19 protein-coding genes and 1 pseudogene are annotated in these 19,452 nt (G+C 44.8%); 12 read left to right on the top strand and 8 right to left on the bottom strand.

The features are described from left to right. Positions 1-194: 194 nt before the first annotated feature. Genes J7438_RS28230 through J7438_RS09275 form a run of 3 tightly spaced genes read right to left on the bottom strand, consistent with a single transcriptional unit; the run spans position 195 to position 1,174 of the window. Entirely contained in the window at positions 195-470 is a 276-nt protein-coding gene (locus tag J7438_RS28230; protein WP_209276310.1) for a group II intron maturase-specific domain-containing protein, read from the bottom strand. Between the two features lie 10 nt (positions 471-480). Then, a complete protein-coding gene (locus J7438_RS09270) occupies positions 481-813 on the bottom strand; it encodes a reverse transcriptase domain-containing protein (RefSeq protein WP_209276311.1) in 333 nt (110 codons plus the stop codon). Positions 814-826: 13 nt separating this feature from the next. Then, on the bottom strand, positions 827-1,174 hold the full coding sequence (locus J7438_RS09275) for a reverse transcriptase domain-containing protein (protein ID WP_209276312.1): 348 nt from the start codon (positions 1,172-1,174) through the stop codon (positions 827-829). 933 nt (positions 1,175-2,107) lie between these two features. On the opposite strand from J7438_RS09275, the gene J7438_RS09280 reads away from it, so the two are divergent. Continuing rightward, positions 2,108-2,743 carry an FMN-binding negative transcriptional regulator gene (locus tag J7438_RS09280; protein ID WP_209204697.1) on the top strand — a complete coding sequence of 212 codons (636 nt, stop codon included), beginning with the start codon at positions 2,108-2,110 and terminating at the stop codon, positions 2,741-2,743. A 216-nt stretch (positions 2,744-2,959) separates the two neighbouring features. Continuing rightward, on the top strand, positions 2,960-3,340 hold the full coding sequence (locus J7438_RS09285) for a hypothetical protein (RefSeq protein ID WP_209276313.1): 381 nt from the start codon (positions 2,960-2,962) through the stop codon (positions 3,338-3,340). A gap of 660 nt (positions 3,341-4,000) precedes the next feature. On the opposite strand, the gene J7438_RS09290 is transcribed toward J7438_RS09285, so the two are convergent. After that, positions 4,001-5,197 carry an IS1096 element passenger TnpR family protein gene (locus J7438_RS09290; RefSeq protein ID WP_209276314.1) on the bottom strand — a complete coding sequence of 399 codons (1,197 nt, stop codon included), beginning with the start codon at positions 5,195-5,197 and terminating at the stop codon, positions 4,001-4,003. 1,298 nt (positions 5,198-6,495) lie between these two features. Here J7438_RS09290 and J7438_RS09295 point away from each other — a divergent pair. After that, on the top strand, positions 6,496-7,599 hold the full coding sequence (locus tag J7438_RS09295) for a hypothetical protein (protein ID WP_209276315.1): 1,104 nt from the start codon (positions 6,496-6,498) through the stop codon (positions 7,597-7,599). A gap of 187 nt (positions 7,600-7,786) precedes the next feature. Here the strand turns inward: J7438_RS09295 and J7438_RS09300 are convergent, their stop codons facing one another. Next, entirely contained in the window at positions 7,787-8,767 is a 981-nt protein-coding gene (locus tag J7438_RS09300; RefSeq protein WP_209276316.1) for a transposase, read from the bottom strand. Positions 8,768-9,442: 675 nt separating this feature from the next. On the opposite strand from J7438_RS09300, the gene vapB reads away from it, so the two are divergent. From vapB to J7438_RS09330, 6 genes are all read left to right on the top strand, one after another. Next, positions 9,443-9,664, top strand: a complete 222-nt coding sequence (vapB, locus tag J7438_RS09305; protein WP_209276317.1) for a type II toxin-antitoxin system VapB family antitoxin — start codon at positions 9,443-9,445, stop codon at positions 9,662-9,664. Further along, positions 9,664-10,065, top strand: coding sequence for a PIN domain-containing protein (locus J7438_RS09310; protein ID WP_209276318.1), 402 nt, complete (start codon positions 9,664-9,666; stop codon positions 10,063-10,065). Before vapB ends, J7438_RS09310 begins: the two co-directional genes overlap by 1 nt. Before the next feature lie 198 nt (positions 10,066-10,263). Continuing rightward, positions 10,264-10,665 carry an NINE protein gene (locus tag J7438_RS09315; protein ID WP_286196494.1) on the top strand — a complete coding sequence of 134 codons (402 nt, stop codon included), beginning with the start codon at positions 10,264-10,266 and terminating at the stop codon, positions 10,663-10,665. 285 nt (positions 10,666-10,950) lie between these two features. After that, positions 10,951-11,718, top strand: a complete 768-nt coding sequence (locus J7438_RS09320) for a hypothetical protein (RefSeq protein ID WP_209276319.1) — start codon at positions 10,951-10,953, stop codon at positions 11,716-11,718. Between the two features lie 51 nt (positions 11,719-11,769). After that, on the top strand, positions 11,770-12,876 hold the full coding sequence (locus tag J7438_RS09325) for a protein kinase family protein (protein ID WP_209276320.1): 1,107 nt from the start codon (positions 11,770-11,772) through the stop codon (positions 12,874-12,876). Between the two features lie 153 nt (positions 12,877-13,029). After that, positions 13,030-13,239, top strand: coding sequence for a hypothetical protein (locus J7438_RS09330; RefSeq protein WP_209276321.1), 210 nt, complete (start codon positions 13,030-13,032; stop codon positions 13,237-13,239). A gap of 68 nt (positions 13,240-13,307) precedes the next feature. Here the strand turns inward: J7438_RS09330 and J7438_RS09335 are convergent. Beyond that, a pseudogene (locus J7438_RS09335) lies at positions 13,308-13,406 on the bottom strand (transposase); the annotation flags it as partial. Beyond that, entirely contained in the window at positions 13,403-13,636 is a 234-nt protein-coding gene (locus J7438_RS09340) for a phage integrase N-terminal SAM-like domain-containing protein (protein ID WP_209202146.1), read from the bottom strand. The gene J7438_RS09340 and the pseudogene J7438_RS09335, both read right to left, overlap by 4 nt. 205 nt (positions 13,637-13,841) lie before the next feature. On the opposite strand from J7438_RS09340, the gene J7438_RS09345 reads away from it, so the two are divergent. Then, positions 13,842-15,197 (top strand): protein kinase family protein, encoded by a 1,356-nt coding sequence (locus J7438_RS09345; RefSeq protein ID WP_209276323.1) that lies wholly within the window; start codon positions 13,842-13,844, stop codon positions 15,195-15,197. A 373-nt stretch (positions 15,198-15,570) separates the two neighbouring features. Here the strand turns inward: J7438_RS09345 and J7438_RS09350 are convergent, their stop codons facing one another. Continuing rightward, positions 15,571-16,632, bottom strand: a complete 1,062-nt coding sequence (locus tag J7438_RS09350; RefSeq protein ID WP_209276324.1) for a transposase — start codon at positions 16,630-16,632, stop codon at positions 15,571-15,573. Positions 16,633-16,851: 219 nt separating this feature from the next. Between J7438_RS09350 and J7438_RS09355 the strand changes: the two genes are divergently transcribed. Beyond that, positions 16,852-18,621: a TNF receptor-associated factor family protein gene (locus J7438_RS09355; RefSeq protein ID WP_209276325.1), complete on the top strand. Its 1,770-nt coding sequence runs from the start codon at positions 16,852-16,854 to the stop codon at positions 18,619-18,621. 433 nt (positions 18,622-19,054) lie between these two features. Then, entirely contained in the window at positions 19,055-19,321 is a 267-nt protein-coding gene (locus J7438_RS09360; RefSeq protein ID WP_209276326.1) for a hypothetical protein, read from the top strand. Positions 19,322-19,452: the final 131 nt, after the last annotated feature.

The following is a 19,452-nucleotide window of genomic DNA, read 5'->3' on the forward strand; positions in this document are numbered from 1 at the left end:
TTTTTGCCTGAGAAATTGTCTTTGCCGCATAGGAAGGCCCTGCGAACACAGCGTGCCATGCAGTGGTAGTAGGGCGTACTGGCTGGATCTATGAGGTTTTTTCGGGCGGTCGTCATGTCATTTTTTTTGGTTGCTGGGTAGATTTCCTTAATGCCCTTAAGAGGCTCCAGAAGAAAAATAGACAGTGTGGCCGATTAGTCAAATTTTTGGGTGTCCTTTATTTCCCTTCGCCGACGTATCCATTGATCCAGCAGGGGAAATGGTCGGTAATATTCCGATAACCGGAAATAACCCATCCAACCCCGGATATATTGCGCCAATTTGCGTAACCGATGTTGCATTGAGACACCCCAGCGACGACTGGTCAACTTGAGTATCCTGTACTTGAATCGGTCCAGACACTTCTGAGCCCAGCGCACTTTCTTCCCTGTGAAGGTGAAACTCAGGAATTCGCTTTCTGTTGCTTTCACAACCTTCTCATCATAAAGAGCTTTTCCGGGAGTTAATCTTCAGTTTCAGTCTGCGTTCGATGAATTGGGTAATGCTGTGCATCACCCGGTCACCTGCACGCTGACTCTTGACGAGAATAACGAAGTCGTCACAGTATCTTGCAAAGCAATGACCCCGATATTCAAGCTCCTTGTCGAGTTCGTCGAGGACCACATTAGACAGCAAGGGTGATAAAGGCCCACCCTGTGGCATGCCAACCCTGGTCGGGTAGACATTACCATCAATCATGACACCGGAGCGCAGGTAGCGACCAATCAGTTTCAGAAGGCGTTTGTCGTGGACCTTACGGGAGACCCTCGACATCAAAACGTCGTGATTAACCGTATGACCACCATGGAAGGTGGGAAGTCTGGTTTTGCAGGAGCAAAAACCAGCCAAAGAATTTACTCAGATCAACGTCAACGGCGTAATGCAGCCCCCTGTTGATCAACAGCTTAACCTGACGGACTCCGTCGTGTGCTGATCGTCCCGGTCGGTAGCCAAAGCTGTTTGGAGAGAATCCCGGATCAAAGACAGGGGGCAGCACCTGCACAATGGCCTGCTGTATGACCCTGTCCATCACGGTTGGGATTCCCAGTAAGCGTTCACCACCATCCGGCTCTTCTATAACATGCCGGCGTACTGGTGACGGCTGGAAGGTTCCGTCCAATAAAGCTTGACGCACTGAAGGCCAATGCTGTTTGGCAAAGTCGGGATAAGCTTCAATAGTGACTCCATCGATACCCGGGGCACCCTTGTTGCTTTTGACCTGTTTCCCGGCTCTGGCTCCTGCTTCGCACTACCTCCTGCATCCATGCAGTCGCATGCACTTGCCAGATTAGCCGGTTCAAGTACGCAATTTAGTAGATCATGGTTCAAAGCTGGTTAAAGATTCTGTCGCCAGGTACGGTGAGTCGCCGGACGGCTGCATCGCCCTGAGGGAATCAGTCTCCTCTTTGTCATCGATGTTCGGCCCTTCGCTGACGACTTCCCGTCCGTTAATGACTTCTGTCGTACAGTTACTATAGCCTCTGCTGATAAGGCCATGGATGGCCTGTATGCTGAAAATGCAGGAGCAATTTTCGGTTTTCTGTCCAATCACCTCGCGGAGTTGCCTCTGCTGGCGCTATTGGTTGCCATCGGGTTTGTTCGAGCAGGGTGATGAGGCCTGCTCGCCGAGCCTGTTGTAACCAGTGGCTGAGAACTGGGAATTACCAATCGCACGTTGGACAGATCTCCCCACTCTTTATAAATAAGAGGGAACATGAACTTTCAGTGCACAACCGCCGCATTTACCGTGTCTCACGAACCTGAGGGCTTCGTAATCTTTGGCTCACTCGCCCAGAGACTCAGCCTTATATGCGATTTCTGGGGGACGCCCAGTCTACGTCGGCTCGCACCTTTGCACTCAGACTGCCTCCGCACAGCCTCTCGCGAGACTGCACTTGCCTTAAGCTAGTGGTTGTCATCAGCAGGCGTCTTTACCGCCAGTCAAATGTAGGTTCTCCCACAGGGGACTTTCACCCCATCAGTTCATGCCCATGCCGGGCGTACCAAGTCAATCAAAGGGACGCCTTCGGCGCCCCTTATTGAGGCGTTAGCTGCTAAGTGTAAAATTATGCATATCCCATCAAAATTCAAAGAAGAAAACTTGGATAAATTGCATGGATTTATTCAAGAATATCCACTTGGTACTCTGATAGTTTCAGCTGAAAATACTTTGGATGCAGATCATATTCCGTTTTATCTTCAGAAGCGTGAGAATGAAGTAAAACTTCAAAGTCATATTGCCAAAGCAAACCCTTTATGGAAAAAGGTTGCTGATGGTCAGGAAGTTCTTCTCATATTTCATGGGCCAAACGCATATATCAGCCCGAACTTTTATCCATCGAAGAAAGAAACAGGTAAAACCGTACCAACCTGGAATTACTCTGTAGTTCACGTTAGAGGAAAAGTTTTTTTCAAGCATGAAAGTAACTGGATTTTGCAGCTCCTCAACCAGATTTCTGACTTTCATGAACTCAACCAAAAACTTCCGTGGTCAGTTTCTGATGCTCCAGCGAAGTTTACTGAAAAAATGCTAAATGCTGTTGTTGGTTTAGACGTTGTCATTGATGATATAGTCGGTAATTTTAAATTGAGCCAAAATAAAACTGAAACAGATTATTCCGGTGTTGTAAATGGTTTGGTGAGTTCAGAGAAAAATTCAGACAACTCGGTTGCCAATCAAATGCAACAATCAACACGCAGCTAACGAATAAGGATAGATTGCACCCAGCCGCAATCAAAAAAACAGGGTAAGGTCTTTAATCTTGAACCCATTCAAAAAAGGATCTAACCCAGCTTCGGTTTATCTGATTTATACGTCAAGAAAAATACCTGGCCCCAGTGTTTACTGTCAGGTGTTTCTACCAAATAAAAAACAATTTATACTTCCAATAATCGATCAGAGGACTCAAAGGTATTGTAAATGAAATATTACAACCCCGATAAGCCATTAAATGTAAGTGAATGGCTCGTTCTTGATGATGAACAAAGAAAAATACTCGTCTCTAACTTTCATGAGTCCATAGAAGAATTTCAAGATGATGGTGCATTAACAATGCACTCTTATATGCATGTGGTTGTTGAAAATCAGATCGCCAAAAATGTTGATCTCGTCTCTGAAACGGTAACTAAATTGGTTAGGCAGGGGCTATCAAGGCATGAGGCACTTCATGCGATAAGTGCAATCATTGTGGAAGATATTTTTGATATGTTGAAGGATACAAAAAGTGAGTTTTGTCTCAAGAAGTACCGAAGAAAGCTCGAGAAGATTACGGCCAAGAGATGGAGAAAAGGCCAATATTAAAACCAACTGCTAAATAATATAAATGAAAATTCATTAGGTATTGTTATTCTGCTTTTTTGTCTGATCGGTATTTTTCTGATCTTGTGCTCATGGATGTTTTCCAGACAATTTCGAAGCATTAGAAATCAAAAATATGTGCGTTGAAAAGAACTTGAGGAAGAACTCGGCTTCACCCAGCATAGAAATATCACTGACCACAGGGTAATACGGATTACCGTGGGCGTGAGCGATTTGGTAGTGAATCGTCCCTTATTTTAATCGCCCGAATAATCTCCTCCTCAGTCAGGCCAAATTCCTTCGCTGCGTTCTTATGGCTCAGGGTGTCACCTGGTGCTGTCCACTGGATATCGGGCATCGGGTCATACCCTGGCAAAATGATTTCAACGGATGTTTGAGAGTCAGGCTTCCTCTTTGAATGAGCCCAAGAATAAACACACGCCCTCACTTTTTCCAGAATAAGTCTGTGGGTAAGTTGTTGGCAGGTTGTGTTTATACTGTCAGTAGTTCGTTATAACCCGTTGCAGTACCTGCCTGTAGAATTATTATCCCCTGTTTCAGTTATCCGGAATTTGTGTGGAAAAGATTGTGGATAAACCGTTAGGGGATAAAGGCAGGCAGCCTTTCAGGCAGGCGGGGTACGAATAATTGGTTAAATATTGATCAATAAATATCCTCATAATCCGGATACTGCTCCGGCGCTTCACCTTTACGTTCGATCACCTGGGTATCAGACGTACTCTCTTCACTGCTGTGCATGACCACGATGTCAAACTCCCAGTTATCACCATAATCAAAGACAAAGGTGATCTTCATTCCGGGAACTGGCTCAAGTTGACGCAGCCGGGTTTCAGTCACGAAGGCATCGCAGAAATCCACCGCTGGATCACCAATCATCCGGTCGGCACCAAATGGGCTCAGATACTGAAAGTGATAAAGGTGGTCACAATCAAAATCAAAGGCGTCAAGGATGGCTTCAGCCAGGTTTTCAAGCAGGAGGTCAGCGGATACTTTCAGTGTGCGGGTGCACTGACTCCCCAAAGTAACGGACAGGACATAACTGGCAGCAATCATCGGCTCCGGAAGTTCCAGGGTTTTGTGAACATCTGGCCGAATTGCTTTTATCGCGGGCAGCAGATTGATTTGTTCATAGTCGTCTTCATACTCATCGTCTTTCAGTGAGTCGATAAACCCTTGCCGACAGGCGTTTAAAAACAACTGCCCCCAAAGCGTTAATTTCAGGAAATGGATTTTCCGGTTACTATCCTCAAGCTGGAATTCAGCCATCCCGGCCATTTTGAGAATGGTCAGGTTGAACGACTTACCCCTGCGTAACCAGAAGCCCGGATCCCTGGCCGCTTTGCCTTGCAATAGATCGCTCTCGCCGTACATCATCATAAAGCCGGGCAGAAAGCGATCATCAATCGAGCTGATTCGCTCCCCGACACTGATGGCATAACCCCGATTAATCCATGCTTCCAGCAGGGAAAAATACCGTTCAGTACCATTCATGCCCTGCCATTGCTGGTAAAGCGCCTCGTTGATATGAAGTACGGTATTTCCCCTGCTATCTGGCCGAAGGGCGGCCAGCCCTGAACTGCGGCCCATCAGTAACAGACCCATGACCCGGGCATAATTAGTGGTCATTGGTCGTTTTAAGGTCAGCACTTCGGGGCTGGAGAGCAGATTGTTCAGTGGCTCAGCCCATTTAACCGGTGGCAGGTTCTTGCTTTTCGAAACCGGAACCGGATTTTTCACCAGGTAATCCAGAAACACATCAACATCCCGGAGGAATATCTGGTGATGATCCGACAGGGTAAATGCTGCTATGGCTTCTACCGTTTTTGGTTCAAATAACATTGGCTTCACTCTTATTGCTAACTCGGTTTTGTTGATGTAGATCAATTATTCGATTGCGGTAAATACGTAAACTGTACTCATCCATTGAGTGATTGCCGAAGTCGGTAACGATTGTTTCGGGGCCCGGTAATAAGAACACCAAATACTCACTCTCTGTCGAAGAATAAATACCACCCAAATAATAATAAAAACGGCTTACGGCTGATGGATCAGCACTGGCAGCCTTGCTTTTGGCGAGGTTGTTTATTGTTACCTACGGGAGAGTCAGCAGTGTATCCCGTATTCAGGCTTATAGGATGATACGTCACTGTCCGTAAAATAATAGCCTCAACCAACAGGCCTGGGCCTTGAGTTGAGTGAAGCACTGCATCAGGGAAGAGGTGTTCAGGTATCACAGTGACGTGAACCAATGGAAGCCTCGAACAACCAGGCAGGATGCACAGGAAACCCCAACGACACTGTTCGTTCTCTACGGTCCTCGCTTTATGCGGGGTTTTTGTTTTGATCAGTTATTCACTACTGATTAAAAAATAACTATCTGTTTTAAGCCGGTATTTCCCGCTATTTTCCTGACTATTCCACAGGCTGTTGCGAAATTGGTGGACGATTAAAGTTCTTGGCCAAACGGTCGGCAGCTGGTGATGCTATATCTACAGATATCCGTTGGAACCACTCAACATGGCCATGGTCTCTGGTACAGGTACAATTTCGGTACCGAATACATTCTTTTTGCCGACCCGCCCGATAAGGCTTATAGATGAAACGCCCTTTGCTTCGGTAAATGCTATCCGGCAATTGGGCATTCTCTTTATTGTGTGGTCTTCCCGTTAATGGGGAGTGCCGGTAGCAAACAGTCCAGTAAGGTTTGATACCATTTCACCTGTTTTACTGACGCACCTCTGTTACATGTTCCTCCGTGGGAATGCATACACTGCCTATCAGCAGACTCCACTCTTAACCATTATCTGATGCGGGCCCGTTATGCATTGCCACGCAAGTAAGGTTGCGCCAGATCAAAAAGCGGTTAATGGAACCACATGCGTTGCGTTTATACCTCCGAGTGCTTGCTCCTGTTTCCATGGGCAGGTGCTTTCTGACTTCGTTGCCTACTCGCTGTAATGGCCTCCAGTTCATAGGTATCCGCCACCGGCTCAGACGGCGACGGTAGTACAGATCGATGCCCTGGCAACCCATTGCAATCCATAAGCCGGTATGTGCCTGACCAGCGTTGGTAATAGCGGTAAATGCACGCACCCCCAAAACATACCAGCACCAGGCCGGCTCCCACGGCGATACCGGTGATGGCACCAGCACTCAGGGAAGATGCCAGCGGTGCCACCGTGGCGGTCGACAGCGCTACTGCCGTGGTCATTGGCGCAGAAGCAGGTGCTCTGGAAGAGGTCATGGTGGTTCCTGGTATTGTGGGCACGGTTTCCCAGAACGGTGGCGTGGTAACGGTTGGCTGTGCCGTCGTAAATGGTTCAAAAGGCGGACCGGCCAAGGTTATGGTTTTCCCTGATACCCTGATCACGGTTTCCTTGACCGATGCCGGCATGATGGCTGACGGCGCTATCGCTGTGAACAATGTCGCAGAAGAAGTCTGGTCGGAAGCAGGTGTGGCGGTTGACGGTACCATCTCTGTGGACAATGTCGCAGAAGAAGCCGTTTCGGAAACAGGTGTGGCGGTTGACGGTACCATCTCTGCGGACAATGTTGCAGAAGAAGCCGTTTCGGAAACAGGTGTGGCGGTTGACAGTACCATACCTGTGGACAGTGTCGCAGAAGAAGCCGGGCCGGAAGCAGGTGTGGCGGTTGACGGTGTCATCGCTGCGGACAATGTTGCAGAAGAAGCCGTTTCGGAAAAAGGTATGATGGTTGACGGTGTCATCGCTGCGGACAGTGTTGCAGAAGGATCCGTTTCGGAAACAGGTGTGGCGGTTGACGGTACCATCTCTGCGGAGAATGTTGCAGAAGAAGCCGTTTCGGAAACAGGTATGGTGGTTGACGGTACCATCTCTGTGGACAATGTTGCAGAAGAAGCCGGTTCTGAAACAGGTATGGTGGTTGACGGTACCATCTCTGTGGACAATGTTGCAGAAGAAGCCGGTTCTGAAACAAGTATGGGGGGTGCTGTGGATGCCCTGGCGGTTTCCCTGCCTGCTACCGTCGTGGCGGCCGATGGTGCCACTGTCGTGGTCAATGGTGCAGGACAAGGCAGGTCGGGAAAGGGAAAGAAAAAGGAAAAAAGAAAAAGGACACCCAAAAAAGAAAAAGGACACCCAAAAAAAAGAAAAAGGAAAAAGGACACCCATATTTTAAATAAAGAAAAAGGAAAAGAAAGAAAAAGGATACAAAAAAGGAAAAGAAAAAAAGGAAAAGGACACCCATATTTTAAAAACTGAAGAGAGTACGTCATTTAGTCATTTTTTAAATGATAGTATTGATCATTGTAAGAAATTCTCATTCATATCAAACAGGAAGGGTATAAAAAGTACTCAGCAACAACCAGATAGAAGACACTATCGAGACAATATAAGAAAGAGCACTCAGAAAACGCTGGCCACATTAAAGTAAATGAAAATGCATTTATCAGGTAGGGTAAAGAGCACCGCTCACAGACATCCCATGAACCCAGTATTTTCCGGTGCTTTCTGCATAAGCCTTCAGTGAAGACAGCTTGCCGACTGCGAGGTGAAAACGATTATTCCAGCACATAGTCTCCAGCCATGCATTTGGGTCAATACCCAAGCGCTCCAGGATAGGTGGTACATCGTCAGTTATACGACCACGCTTGCCTTTGCAGACAATTCGACCAGACCAGTCAACCAGTTCAAAGTAGCTACTGAGTGGGTATGGAATCGCCTGTTCAGGGTTTTGACCCTGAGCTTTTAACGGCTTCAAGTGCGCCTTTTGTTTTTTTCCGTTTGCGCTGTCGTATGACTCAATGCGCTCTTTAATAGAGGTATGTTCTGAGGTTTCCAGCGTTGCGGCAATTTTTGCCCGGATAGGGTTTAAGTCGACATAGGCCATGCAAGTCAGCAATGCTGCCTCATCTAACAGGGCCTGACTTTTGTAACGACCTTCCCAAAAGCGCCCTTTACACTCATCCTCTTTATTGGCCAGCCGGGCTAAGTATTCGTTGAGACAGCGCATGAACCAGCTGATATCCATTAAACGACCTCGGTACTCCTGGGCATATTCTTCGACCCGCAGCAGCTCTGTTTTGCCCAGCTGATCGCCGACAAGATAACGCTGAACCAGGTGTGGGCCAGAAAACAGCTGCGTCCAGCGTTGTAAGACTTCTTTGGTGTCCCATTTTTTGGCTTGCTGACTATTGATATGGAGCACCACATGATAATGATTCGACATAACCGCATAAGCACAGACTTCCAGAGCAAAAATACCAGAAAGCGCTTTCAACCGCTCAACCACCCACTGCCTGCGATGCTCATAGTTTTTGCCTGAGAAATTGTCTTTGCCGAACAGGAAAGCCCTGCGAACGCAGCGTGCCATGCAGTGGTAGTAGGGCGTACTGGCTGGATCTATGAGGTTTTTTCGGGCGGTCGTCATGTCATTTTTTTTAATTAATGGGTATATGTGCTTAAAATGCACTTAAGAGGCTCCAGAAGAAAAATAGACGGCATGGCCGAATAGTCAAATTTTTGGATGTCCTTTATTAGCTCTTTAGCTCTTCCTTTATTAGCTCCCCTTTATTAGCTTGGATGTCCTTTATTAGCTCTTTTATTAGCTCTTTTATTAGCTCTTTATTAGCTTCTTATTAGCTTGTCCTTTATTAGCTCATAACCATCCGACCATTGCCTTCAATCCGAAGGGCGATCCGGTTCATTCCGAAACCGTAGCCATGACGTTACAGGCTCAGGGAAATGGTTTGAGTACCGCAGTGGCGATACCGATGCATGATCAGGCCACCTGACATTCCGGTAAGCGGGGCGAGCATCAGGATGGAAAAGGAAATGGTCTGGTTACCGGTCAGCCTCCTAGGAGGCTACCATTTTGAGGGGAAAAAAGGCCGTGTAGGGATTGAGATCAAGGGACGGAGTGAGCGGACGGTATTCCGTTGGAAAAAGCCTGTCATACGGTTTGCGATGAGTGGGTTAACTAGGCGGAAGATGAAGCTCAGCACCTGCTGGATCAGGGGGGCGTCATTCATTTTGAGTATTAACTTGCAGGCTTTTCACTTCCGACCTATGTTATATACATATTGTATATACATTGGGGTGAATTATGGAGACCAGCGTATTTTTTAACAATAAAACGCAGGCTGTCAGAATTCCGAAAGAGCTTGCCTTTCCGGATACGGTTAAGCGAGTTATGGTGCGTAAAGAAGGAAAAGCCATCATCCTGACGCCGATCGAAGACTACTGGGAAGAGTTTCTGGCGATGGAACCCATTGATGATTTTCCAGAGCGGGAACAACCGGCCTGCCAGGATCGGGAGGACTTTTAATGGCGGAATACATGGTTGATACCGACATTTGTATTGCGGTTTTAAAACATAATCGCCCGGTCATTGATAAGTTTATTGAGCATCAGGGGAAGGTCTATGTTTCATCCATTTCCTGTTACGAGTTGCAGTTCGGCATTGAAAAAGGCGACCCTGAACACAGGCAGGCCAAGGAAAGTAAGCTGTCGTTCTTTTTAGAGGGGGTGAACGTGATCGACTTTGACGGGGCAGCCGCCCGGGAGTCGGCAAAAGTCAGAGAGGAATTGAGAAGGGGGCAACAAATTGGTGCTTATGATACCTTGCTGGCAGGCCATGCCAGAAGCCGGGGGATGGTGATGGTTACTCATAATCAGCGGGAATTTTCCAGAGTTTCCGGATTGCAACTTGCCGATTGGCTGGGCTGAAAAAGAGTGTAGTGACCTGACTATTCCAGAAAATGGCTGGATGGGTGGTAGCTTCGGTGCGCCTCAGGAAAATATTTCAATATTTTTTGATTTAAGGAATCGGGTAGGACAAGCATAAAGCCGACTTTTTCTGGTCGAGAAAATGTAGTGTGCAAAAACCAAGACCCCATCGTTTTCCCAATGTTTCAGGTGATAAAAATGAACGACACCCATAGTAAAGTTATCGGTTATGTACTTTGGATTTTTGGTTTTCTTGGTGCTCATCGCTTTTATTATGGGAAACCGGTAACAGGGACTATCTGGTTGTTCACCCTTGGTGTCTTTGGCATTGGCTGGCTGATCGATCTTTTCCTTATCCCGGCCATGGATCGGGAAGCGGATTTTCGTTTCCATAGTGGTCTGTATGATTACTCTGTTACATGGATCTTGCTGGCATTCCTTGGTGTATTCGGTGTTCACCGCATGTACCTGGGGAAATGGATATCCGGAATTTTGTATCTGTTTACCATTGGCTTTGTTGGTCTTGGTGTTATTTATGATTTTTGGACGTTAAACGACCAGATTTCGATTAAAAATAGTAGAAATAGTTCTGTATCATAAAACTGAAAAAATGGTTTGAAAATTTTAGGGCAAGAATTGAAAGGCAGTTTTTAATCTTCGATGTGTTCAAGATTCAAGACCCGACCTCGGTTTTCGACCCCGGTTTCGGACCCCGGTTTTCCGGAAAACCCTTCCTAACCTGTTGATTTACGAAAAATTATAATCTCCCGGGAACTAACTGGCAGCTTTGCTGCTCTAATACGTTAGTTCAAATTATAAAATCTACTCATTATATAAAAAATATATTCAAACAAAAAAAAGGAACTTACCATGCAGGGACTAGATATGGATGTAAGCCCAGCAATGATGGTACTGAATACTCATAAGAGTGAATGGACTTGTGTCAGCTGGTTTAACAAAATCTCCGATGCTGTTGCCAGTAAAACATATCGTTTTTTTGGGTATGCTGTTGCCACCTTGGTGTCAGTTATTACCTTTATCCCTTCTCTAGCGGTCGATCTTGGTTATGCTGCCAAGAGGCTACATCACAGAAAAATCACGAAGCCCCAAACACCGGTTCAGAATCACATGTTGTCAAGTGGTTCACAAACTCTGATCTCGAACCAGGTATCAGGGAGTGGTTCAAAAACTCCGGCTCCCAGACAATCACCAGCGAGCTCAATTCAAAGCCTCAATGTGACAAATGCCCCCCCTTCCAGCACTGATCAATGTACGTTTGTCGATACTCCAATGCCGATAGTTTCGCCAGATGTAGCAAAAACATTTACGGTTGCGCTCAAAGAGTCTGGTATTGATGAGTCGACCAACATTTACTCGGCTGCTAGTTTAGATGATGTGTTGTTAAGGGGGCAGGAGCAGAGACTGGTGCTTCTTGGCTCAGGGGTGGCTACTCAGTATGGCCTTGATTCAGTTGGTTCTATTGTTGTTCGTAACTCTTCCAGTAAAGGTCTCTTCTTCCAGACAGTAAGTAGTGGCCCAAATGGTGTTCTGGTTTTAGTTTCAGATATTGAAGATATTTTGAGTAGTCGGGCTGATTTAATCATTCCCATTGATCATGAATGTAATTCTTCTTTCATGACGAAGATTGGCTAGGGTGCTGAGGCTGTTGTTTATGATAAGGGAAATGGGCAGGTGCTCTGCGCTGTGGATTGTCATCATTTGGTAAAGTCTGATCCCGAGCTTGATATAAATGCTCAAATTAATGAGACGAGTGTACTCAGGAAAATTCCGGGGGTTGCCAGGAAAAGGTTGCGTAAAATGCTGGCATTGGCTCAATTTGATAATTATGTACATCTGAATGGTTTTAGTTTTTCTCCTGATGGTTGCACTCTTTATATAACCACTGAAAAACTTGAAGAGGTGAATCTCCATCAGTTTGGAGAGGAATATTATAGATCTTTGTTGCGAGACTTTTTCTTGGAATTAAAAGCCATGAAATTGAAAGGTGTTATTCATGGTGATATCTCTCCAAAAAATATCATGGCTCGCAATAAGGATGGGAAGGCCCAATTGGTTCTAATCGATGTTGGTCATGAGCAAACTTTTTATGGTACCAAGGGCTATAGTTTTGGGCGTTCAGGAAGCGATCAGGATATACAATCTGCAGCTCTTGTACTTTGTGATCAGATTAACGCAGAGCGGTTTAAAGCGTATTTTGTAAGAGCGCTTGAGGGTTTCCGGGATCGTCTCTACCAAATGTATCGGAGGGATGTTGGAGGGAGTGAGTTTAGCCTCAGGAATCTGAAGGGGCTTGTTAATTTTATTGTAGAGGATTTTGGGCCTACCGGGTATGACGATAAACAATCTTTAATCAATGAGGTCGCTCGGTTTCTTTCTTGTGAAAATAATATTTTTGACTCTGGTGTTTTTAATAAATACGATATCCGTCGCTTAGCAAACTTAGGTGCTATCGCAGACATTATGTCAGCTATGCCTGCGTTAATGGCGGAGTTTGATAAAGTGAGCGGCAGCACGCTGATCTCTCAAAATGCAGACTACTTCCGTGGTTGGTTCTCGGACAATGCAGTAGCTGGCTGGAAAAAAACAGCGATAACCTCTTCTGAGGATCTGTTGTGTCTAAAAGCTTTGATTGCCTATGAAAAGTATAGAGAACAGTTCTCTAATAATAATTGGTGCATAACTGATAAGGCAAGATCTGAAATGTCCGAGCTTTCAGCTCAGCTGGTTGGTGTGGAGCAAAATACCGTGAGTATTGATCAGCTTATCCGTCTTCTCGAACAAGGGAGGTAACTCTTCGCTAAAACCATAATTCAGGCATCAAAAGTCATGTATTCAACTATCCTTGGTAGATGATTGATATCTCCCCTGAACCTGAATGCTCTTCGGGTCAACTCGGCACTCCCTTCAGTCTTGTTCAAGTCAGCTTGACCAAGCAGGAATACATTGATCTCAAATGGCAGGTCAATCACTCTGTGGGAACGAGATCGTGAGCGCGAATTGACAGCTGCCATTGCCTTGATGAAAAAAGAACATAAGGCTGAAGTCGAGCAACTCAAAGCGCAAAACAAAGAACGCAATTCTCAGCTCAGTCACATGAAACATATGGTCTTTGGTCGCTCTAGCGAAAAGAAAAGTTGCTTCCCAGCGGTATAACGAAGAGCATAGGTACAGCGGACTGAAATTCCTTACGCCGGGTCAAAGGCATTGAGGGGAAATCGCCCGGGTAATACATGTTTCAGTACCAGCCACAGGAAGTCTTCCCCTGGCAGGGTTCGCTTCTCTTTTTTGCCGGTTTCACTATTGAGGTAAGAGAAGGTCACCTTTCTTCGTTTTTGACCGTGCTCCATGAGTGGGATTCTATCAGTGACGTAAAGCAGGTTTTCGGGTCATCGGGTTTGAGTGTGTCGGGGCAACGATCAAAGAAGGCTGCCACCCGTCGCAGTGGTCTGCTGTAGAGATCAATGGTGGATTGGCTTTTGCCCCGGAGTTTCAGGGTGGTGAGGTGTTTTTGGTACAGTTTGTCAAATCGAATTTGCTCAGAACGTTCCATGTTGCTTCCTTATACTAAGCCGCGCCGGAGTGGTACGGATATCAGGAAGTATTGGAAATGGTGGGGTGGCTGGAATGAATAAACCGGGCTGCGCCGGTTTTGCAAGAGGTTAGCTGCTTAATCATACTCTGATAATACAAGGAACTACTTATAGTAAATATTGTCCGATGGCTTTAATTTGGTTGTAGTAAGCAGGAAAAATATTATGGAAGCAATTCCCAAAATCGTGGAAACCGAGTCGCCTCACTTGTTTCAAGCTGTTTCTGTCCTGACAGATGACAGGTTCATAGCATTTTCACGAGAGTGTCGCAGAACCACTGCTAACAGAGTTATTATTGAGGTTGACGGGAAAGTATTTAACACCAGACCTGATATATTTGAAGGTGTTAAGGTTGTAGATTTTGACTCCTGCCAAAGTAACTACGCTATGAGGTTTGAAGAACAGAAAGGAAGAGTACCCTCTTCTTATTTTCCAGAAAATAACAGAAAAGCCCATGCAGGTATTTCAGTAGAGGTATCTGCTACTTTATTTCCAGATCAATATGACCGCTTAAAAAAGCACTACGATTTTTTTAGCATGAAAGATGAGCAAGCGTCAGAGTTTGATTTGGTATCCCAAAATGAAGGCTTGCCAAAACAGTTAAGTGGTTATTGTATCGCGTATCTGAGTGAGTATTCCTTTAGAATCAGGCAAAAGCCTGTAGATTATTTAACTTCTGAAGAACTAGAATGTATTGGTGAAGATCAGTTAATCTTGAATTCCCCCGGTATTGCAAAAAACCTATATTTAATCCAGCATGGCGAAACTATTGATTTTCATTTTATTAAATTCTTGAGTAACGCCGACAACAATAGTGTCATATTAGTTGAAAATAAAAATGGAGAACGATATGTATTAAAACATATGTGGGGACGAATGACCGAGTTTAAACAAAACTACCCTGAAACTTTTACTGCATTAACTAGTGTCAGACAAGCGTCACTAAACAAAGGGTTGCTTAGTGAAGTTGGGTCAGACATCAGTGTCACTCCCGTCGTAAGTACATACAAGTTCGCCTGTGTTCCAGTGCATGGTCTCAGTTATGGCGAACTGGCATTTTTTAAAATGGTGCCGTTTGTTGAAGGCTTGACATTACATCAGGCAAAAGTAAAAAATGCATTTAAATCAGAGGAGTTCAACTCTATATATAAGAGAATGGCTCTATATTTGGCTCGCCTTCATACTAGTTCATATCAAACTCAAGTATTAAGAGATTCATTTGGAAAATGTATAGATGTAAGTGTTCCACATATGCATAACCATCCACATTCTGACAACTGGTTAATTAATACAGATAGCCATCAATTATATCTAATAGATTGGGATCAATATACAGATTACGTAAAAACAACACCTTCTCCTTGTCTGAAAACTGAGTTGAAACAACTTATGCAAGATATTCCATCTGAATACAAAGAAACCTTCAAGTCAAACTACATAGAAGAATGGGGAAGAAGAAATATGGGCATTAGAAGTTCAGATAAAAAGGAGTTTATTGAATTGCTCTGTAGAGTGCTATAAGTAACACATCCTGCAAGTCAGCAGCTAACGGTGGGTCAGCAATTCCCGCTGACCATATCTCTGTAGCCGCATAAATAGATTATCCAGGTGACTATTTTTCAAGGTTGAACGAACCCTGGCTACTTTACAGCCAACATATCAGCAAGTTCAGAACACAGGATACACAGGGCTACCGGCGTTATCTCATGTGGTGTCAACAACCAGCAGGCTGTCCGAGAATAGACTGCCCTACTGCGGTGGCAGCAAATTGGTCTAAAAATTCCGTTTTGTTCGGTAAATAGCCCCGCTATTCACCGAACAAAACGGAATTTTTATCCTCAATTTTCTGCCATCCTCGCTACGGGCGCTATTCTCGGACAGCCTCCTAGGTGTTTTAAGCTGACACTCCTGCCACCAATAATCGCTGTGTACACATCTTCCCAGTTATCGATGAAAAACCAGTCAAATAAGCCTCGTATCCCAAGCCATAGCGCTTTTTGGACTTCTTTGCTTCAAGAGCTTGCAGGAAGAACTTGCAAGCCAGTTGCTCTATCTGGTTAATGAGAAAGGCGGTGAAAGTCAGGCAGGCTAGGTTGGTGGCCAGGTGCTGCTCTCCGTGCCCGTAATTGTGTTCGAGATGGTAGCCCTGTGTTTTCAGTGTGTTAAACGTCTCGTTCTCAATTTTCCATCTGGCGCGTCCTCCTCGCATGACTTTCGCCACGTTCTCCAGGGTGAGTTTGATATCGGTAATCCAGGTATTGACGTACTTCTTGTTACCCTTCGGATCAATTTCTACGTATTCGAGATAGTTGACCAGCGTCTCTTTATGGGACTTGTTAATAGGAACATCGTTCACGAACCGGAACCAGTGTCGGTATCCCTTCTCATCGGTATACTGATAGCGCACCACTTTATCCGCCTTATCCAGTTCATCGACTGATTCATAAAGTGAAGGATGAGAGGTGTCCTTTGCCACCATAATGAAGCTGTATCCGTAGGATTTCACCAGGTTGATGGTGGGGCCGTCAGAGTAAAGGTCATCACCGTTCAGCACCAGTTTGAGGTGCGGGTGCTCTCTGGATATGTTCGATAATAGTCGCTTAAGCGCCGTTTTTTCACAGTCATTCTTTGAGGCATTCACCTGCTGAATGATGGGCTCCGGCATCAGAGGCAGCACTTCCTTCTTACCCGGTTTGACCAGGCAGCAAGCCAGTAGCTGATGATAGTACTGGGGATTTTTGCTATCCGGTTTTTTGACACAATCCCGGTCAAACTGCAGTAATGACGGATACTTCAAATGCATGACGGCAAGGCCGCTCATGATCGCATCATGAAGCGAGATTGCATCCTGGCTCTTCCCTGGACGGAAATCCGGTATTTTTGCAGCTTCTTTAGAAACGATGCTGATCAGTTTTTCGGCAACTGTTTTTCGATTAGATGTAGGCACAGTAAACAACAATAGTCATGTAATGCAGGATATTTTACCCGATAGTCTGCGATTTCAGAACTGCCGGATCTGTCTACAAGACTTGGTATTATTGACCATAATCAATTTAGCGGGAATTGCTGATAGGGGGCAAAAGAGAAAACCGGCAAACCTAATAAAAATACGGGGAACTCGGTTGCAGAAAACAGGTCAAACAGACACGTTGACATTGAACTCAGGTATTTCAATATGAACACATTATCAGGAACACTGAAACTTGATACACCAATGCCTGAATTTGAGTTTGTCTATCCGCATCCACTGGCTTTGATTCCGGATCCTTCCAAGCAAAAAAAGTTTGCCTGTTTATATACAGAGCCAAGGCCACATATTCTCTCCGATCCTTATCAGCTGCCATGCGGACACATTATTTGTAAGCCATGCATAGAAAAAAATATTAAAGACAGAGAGATAACCTGCCCCTTGGCTGAATGTAACAGCCGCATAAATATAAAAGATATTTTTGTCGATGCAGCTCATGCGAGAGACATCAATGGTCTTGTTGTCGAGTGCCTGGAACCAAAATGCAGCTGGAAAGGAGAGTTTAAAAATTATAAGCAAGTTCATGTCTATAACTGTAGTGGATCACCACGGTATATGATAGAAGAAATAAAATACTTAAAAAAGCGATATGAACACAACATACAAATACAGCCTGAAAGTAACACTGATTCAGACGCCTTAAAAGAAGAACTGGAGAATACGATTCAGGAAAATAAGAGGCTGACAGAGCAAGTCCAGTCACAAAACCAGAAAATCAAATTACTTGATGGGGAATTGGAAGCAGCTAAATCTGAGAATTGCTCATTGTCAACCGTCATAAGTACAATTGTTAATGATCAACAATTGTCCGTACGTTCCGGATATAACAGCCATACGCCCAACATCGAAACGAAAGCCGGAACCCCGAAGGTCAAAATGGATAATGTATCAAAGGTGGTTCCACCAGCAACTGTCACTCAAACATCTGCATCTGCAGGAGCAGGGAATATTATCTATTCATGGCAATTTGATCATGCTGAAAACTTAAATAAAACGGCTGGGATAATACAGAACAGTGAGCCATTCCAAATCAATAACCATACTTTTCAGTTGTTATTAGTAAAACAAAGTCATGAATACCTTTCTTTGTACGTTCGTGTGATCAACGGAGACAATGATGGCAAAGCCGAGTGGCCCTGCAGTGAATCCATGAAATTTATTATGAAAGATCACAGCAAACATAAGACAGACATTATAAGGACGATTCATCTATCACGAGCTCCGGGCGAGTGCCGAAGCTCCCCGGGTAAGGCCCCTCATCCTCTCGTAGGCTTTAAAGAATTTTGCAGACTGTCCACTTTACAACCCCCGAAAGGGGATTATCAACGCTGCTATTTGGATTCCGATAGCAAGACAACGATAGATGTGCTGTCAGCCGCTCAGATCAAACCCAATTTTTTAAATTCACCATACGACGTGATTGAAGGTATCGGCCTGATCAGCTGGCCCATCCGAAATTACTCACAAAAAGTTAACGGTAACCGATACAGTGATCATGTATTAGAGAGCCCGGTTTTTTATACGTCATATGAAGGATACTGCTTCAAACTCATCCTGAATCTTGAAGGTACCTACCGATCAAATAAAACCAGGGCGGTAATCTGCGCACAGGTTATGCCAGGCAAGCATGACGAAAAACTGACCTGGCCGGTATCCGGAGGAATAAAAGTTTCACTACTGGATAGAAGACATACCATCGAAAACCATCAAAAAGAGGACATATCAACTGTTATACCAGTGAACTCGAAAAATAGAGTGGTACAAGTTAAATCCTGTTATGACGAACATCAAGCACGAACTGATACTATAGATTTCTTTCGTTTAATGCCACTTCAATCGGACCAAAAGGATCTTGGCCAACCTATTTATAAATTTAATGATGAGATTGTCATTAGGGCCGAGTTTATTCCGTTTTGAATTGGATAGTCCTGTGACCAAACGGCCGAGTGTCTTTGAAAGTTATATTTCCAAGCTTGCAAAGAGTTAAGATGTCGAGTTTAAAAAAGGCAGGTTGTCAACGCTGGTAAACAATGCAGAAGAGGCTGACCAGATTCTGTATCTGCCAGATTTTGAAACGTAGAAAATTACACAGTAATTTGGTGACTGAAGAGGCTAATATCCGTAGTAAACTTCACGATTGGTATCAGAGCAAAGATTGAACCATTTAATAATTCAACGGTCAATATTATCAACGCAGTCTCTCGTCGACTGCTGGAGGATGGTAAAACACGGAAACCTACAGCGTATTATTATCCTGCAGTCAGGTTCAGGAAAATGACTACTCCGCTTTGTTGTTTACTTTATAGAGAAACTGTAAACCTCCAGGAACCCAATCAAAGAGTCCGTTGATATGCAACCTCAAAATAATAACGTTTACAGTTTGGATATTGTCTATCCAGGTGTTGACAAGCCCGAAGTGGCTGGCGCTGCTGCTGGTGGTGTTATTGGTTGCTGTGCAGGGCATGCGGTTGAAGGGTGTATCATAGGTGCAACCCTGGCCAAATTATATGGAGATTCTCTGAGCGAACCTTATCGGATAAATACAGGGGGAATAGGATACAGCAACAGAACCATTAGTCTGCATATGCCAACCATACAACGCATAAACAGAGACTAATTGAAGATAAAAATTTGGCGCTGTCAGGGCCTGTTGACGCTTCGTTGCGTGCTCAGCTTTAACGATATCAAATATTTTCGCTGCGGCAAGTATTCGAAAAACATCTATTTTACTGCCAAAACGCCAAAAGC

This window comes from Thalassotalea sp. G20_0 (genome assembly GCF_017744175.1).
Taxonomy (GTDB): domain Bacteria; phylum Pseudomonadota; class Gammaproteobacteria; order Pseudomonadales; family Endozoicomonadaceae; genus Endozoicomonas.

Bases quoted from the DNA above. Each gene is read 5' to 3' on its own strand.
- J7438_RS09280 (WP_209204697.1), top strand. From the start codon at position 2,108: ATGCATATCCCATCAAAATTCAAAGAAGAAAACTTGGATAAATTGCAT.
- J7438_RS09300 (WP_209276316.1), bottom strand. From the start codon at position 8,767: ATGACGACCGCCCGAAAAAACCTCATAGATCCAGCCAGTACGCCCTAC.
- J7438_RS09315 (WP_286196494.1), top strand. From the start codon at position 10,264: ATGAACGACACCCATAGTAAAGTTATCGGTTATGTACTTTGGATTTTT.
- J7438_RS09285 (WP_209276313.1), top strand. From the start codon at position 2,960: ATGAAATATTACAACCCCGATAAGCCATTAAATGTAAGTGAATGGCTC.
- J7438_RS09340 (WP_209202146.1), bottom strand. From the start codon at position 13,636: ATGGAACGTTCTGAGCAAATTCGATTTGACAAACTGTACCAAAAACAC.
- J7438_RS09290 (WP_209276314.1), bottom strand. From the start codon at position 5,197: ATGTTATTTGAACCAAAAACGGTAGAAGCCATAGCAGCATTTACCCTG.
- J7438_RS09360 (WP_209276326.1), top strand. From the start codon at position 19,055: ATGCAACCTCAAAATAATAACGTTTACAGTTTGGATATTGTCTATCCA.
- J7438_RS09345 (WP_209276323.1), top strand. From the start codon at position 13,842: ATGGAAGCAATTCCCAAAATCGTGGAAACCGAGTCGCCTCACTTGTTT.
- J7438_RS09310 (WP_209276318.1), top strand. From the start codon at position 9,664: ATGGCGGAATACATGGTTGATACCGACATTTGTATTGCGGTTTTAAAA.
- J7438_RS09355 (WP_209276325.1), top strand. From the start codon at position 16,852: ATGAACACATTATCAGGAACACTGAAACTTGATACACCAATGCCTGAA.
- vapB (WP_209276317.1), top strand. From the start codon at position 9,443: ATGGAGACCAGCGTATTTTTTAACAATAAAACGCAGGCTGTCAGAATT.
- J7438_RS09270 (WP_209276311.1), bottom strand. From the start codon at position 813: ATGTCGAGGGTCTCCCGTAAGGTCCACGACAAACGCCTTCTGAAACTG.
- J7438_RS09320 (WP_209276319.1), top strand. From the start codon at position 10,951: ATGGATGTAAGCCCAGCAATGATGGTACTGAATACTCATAAGAGTGAA.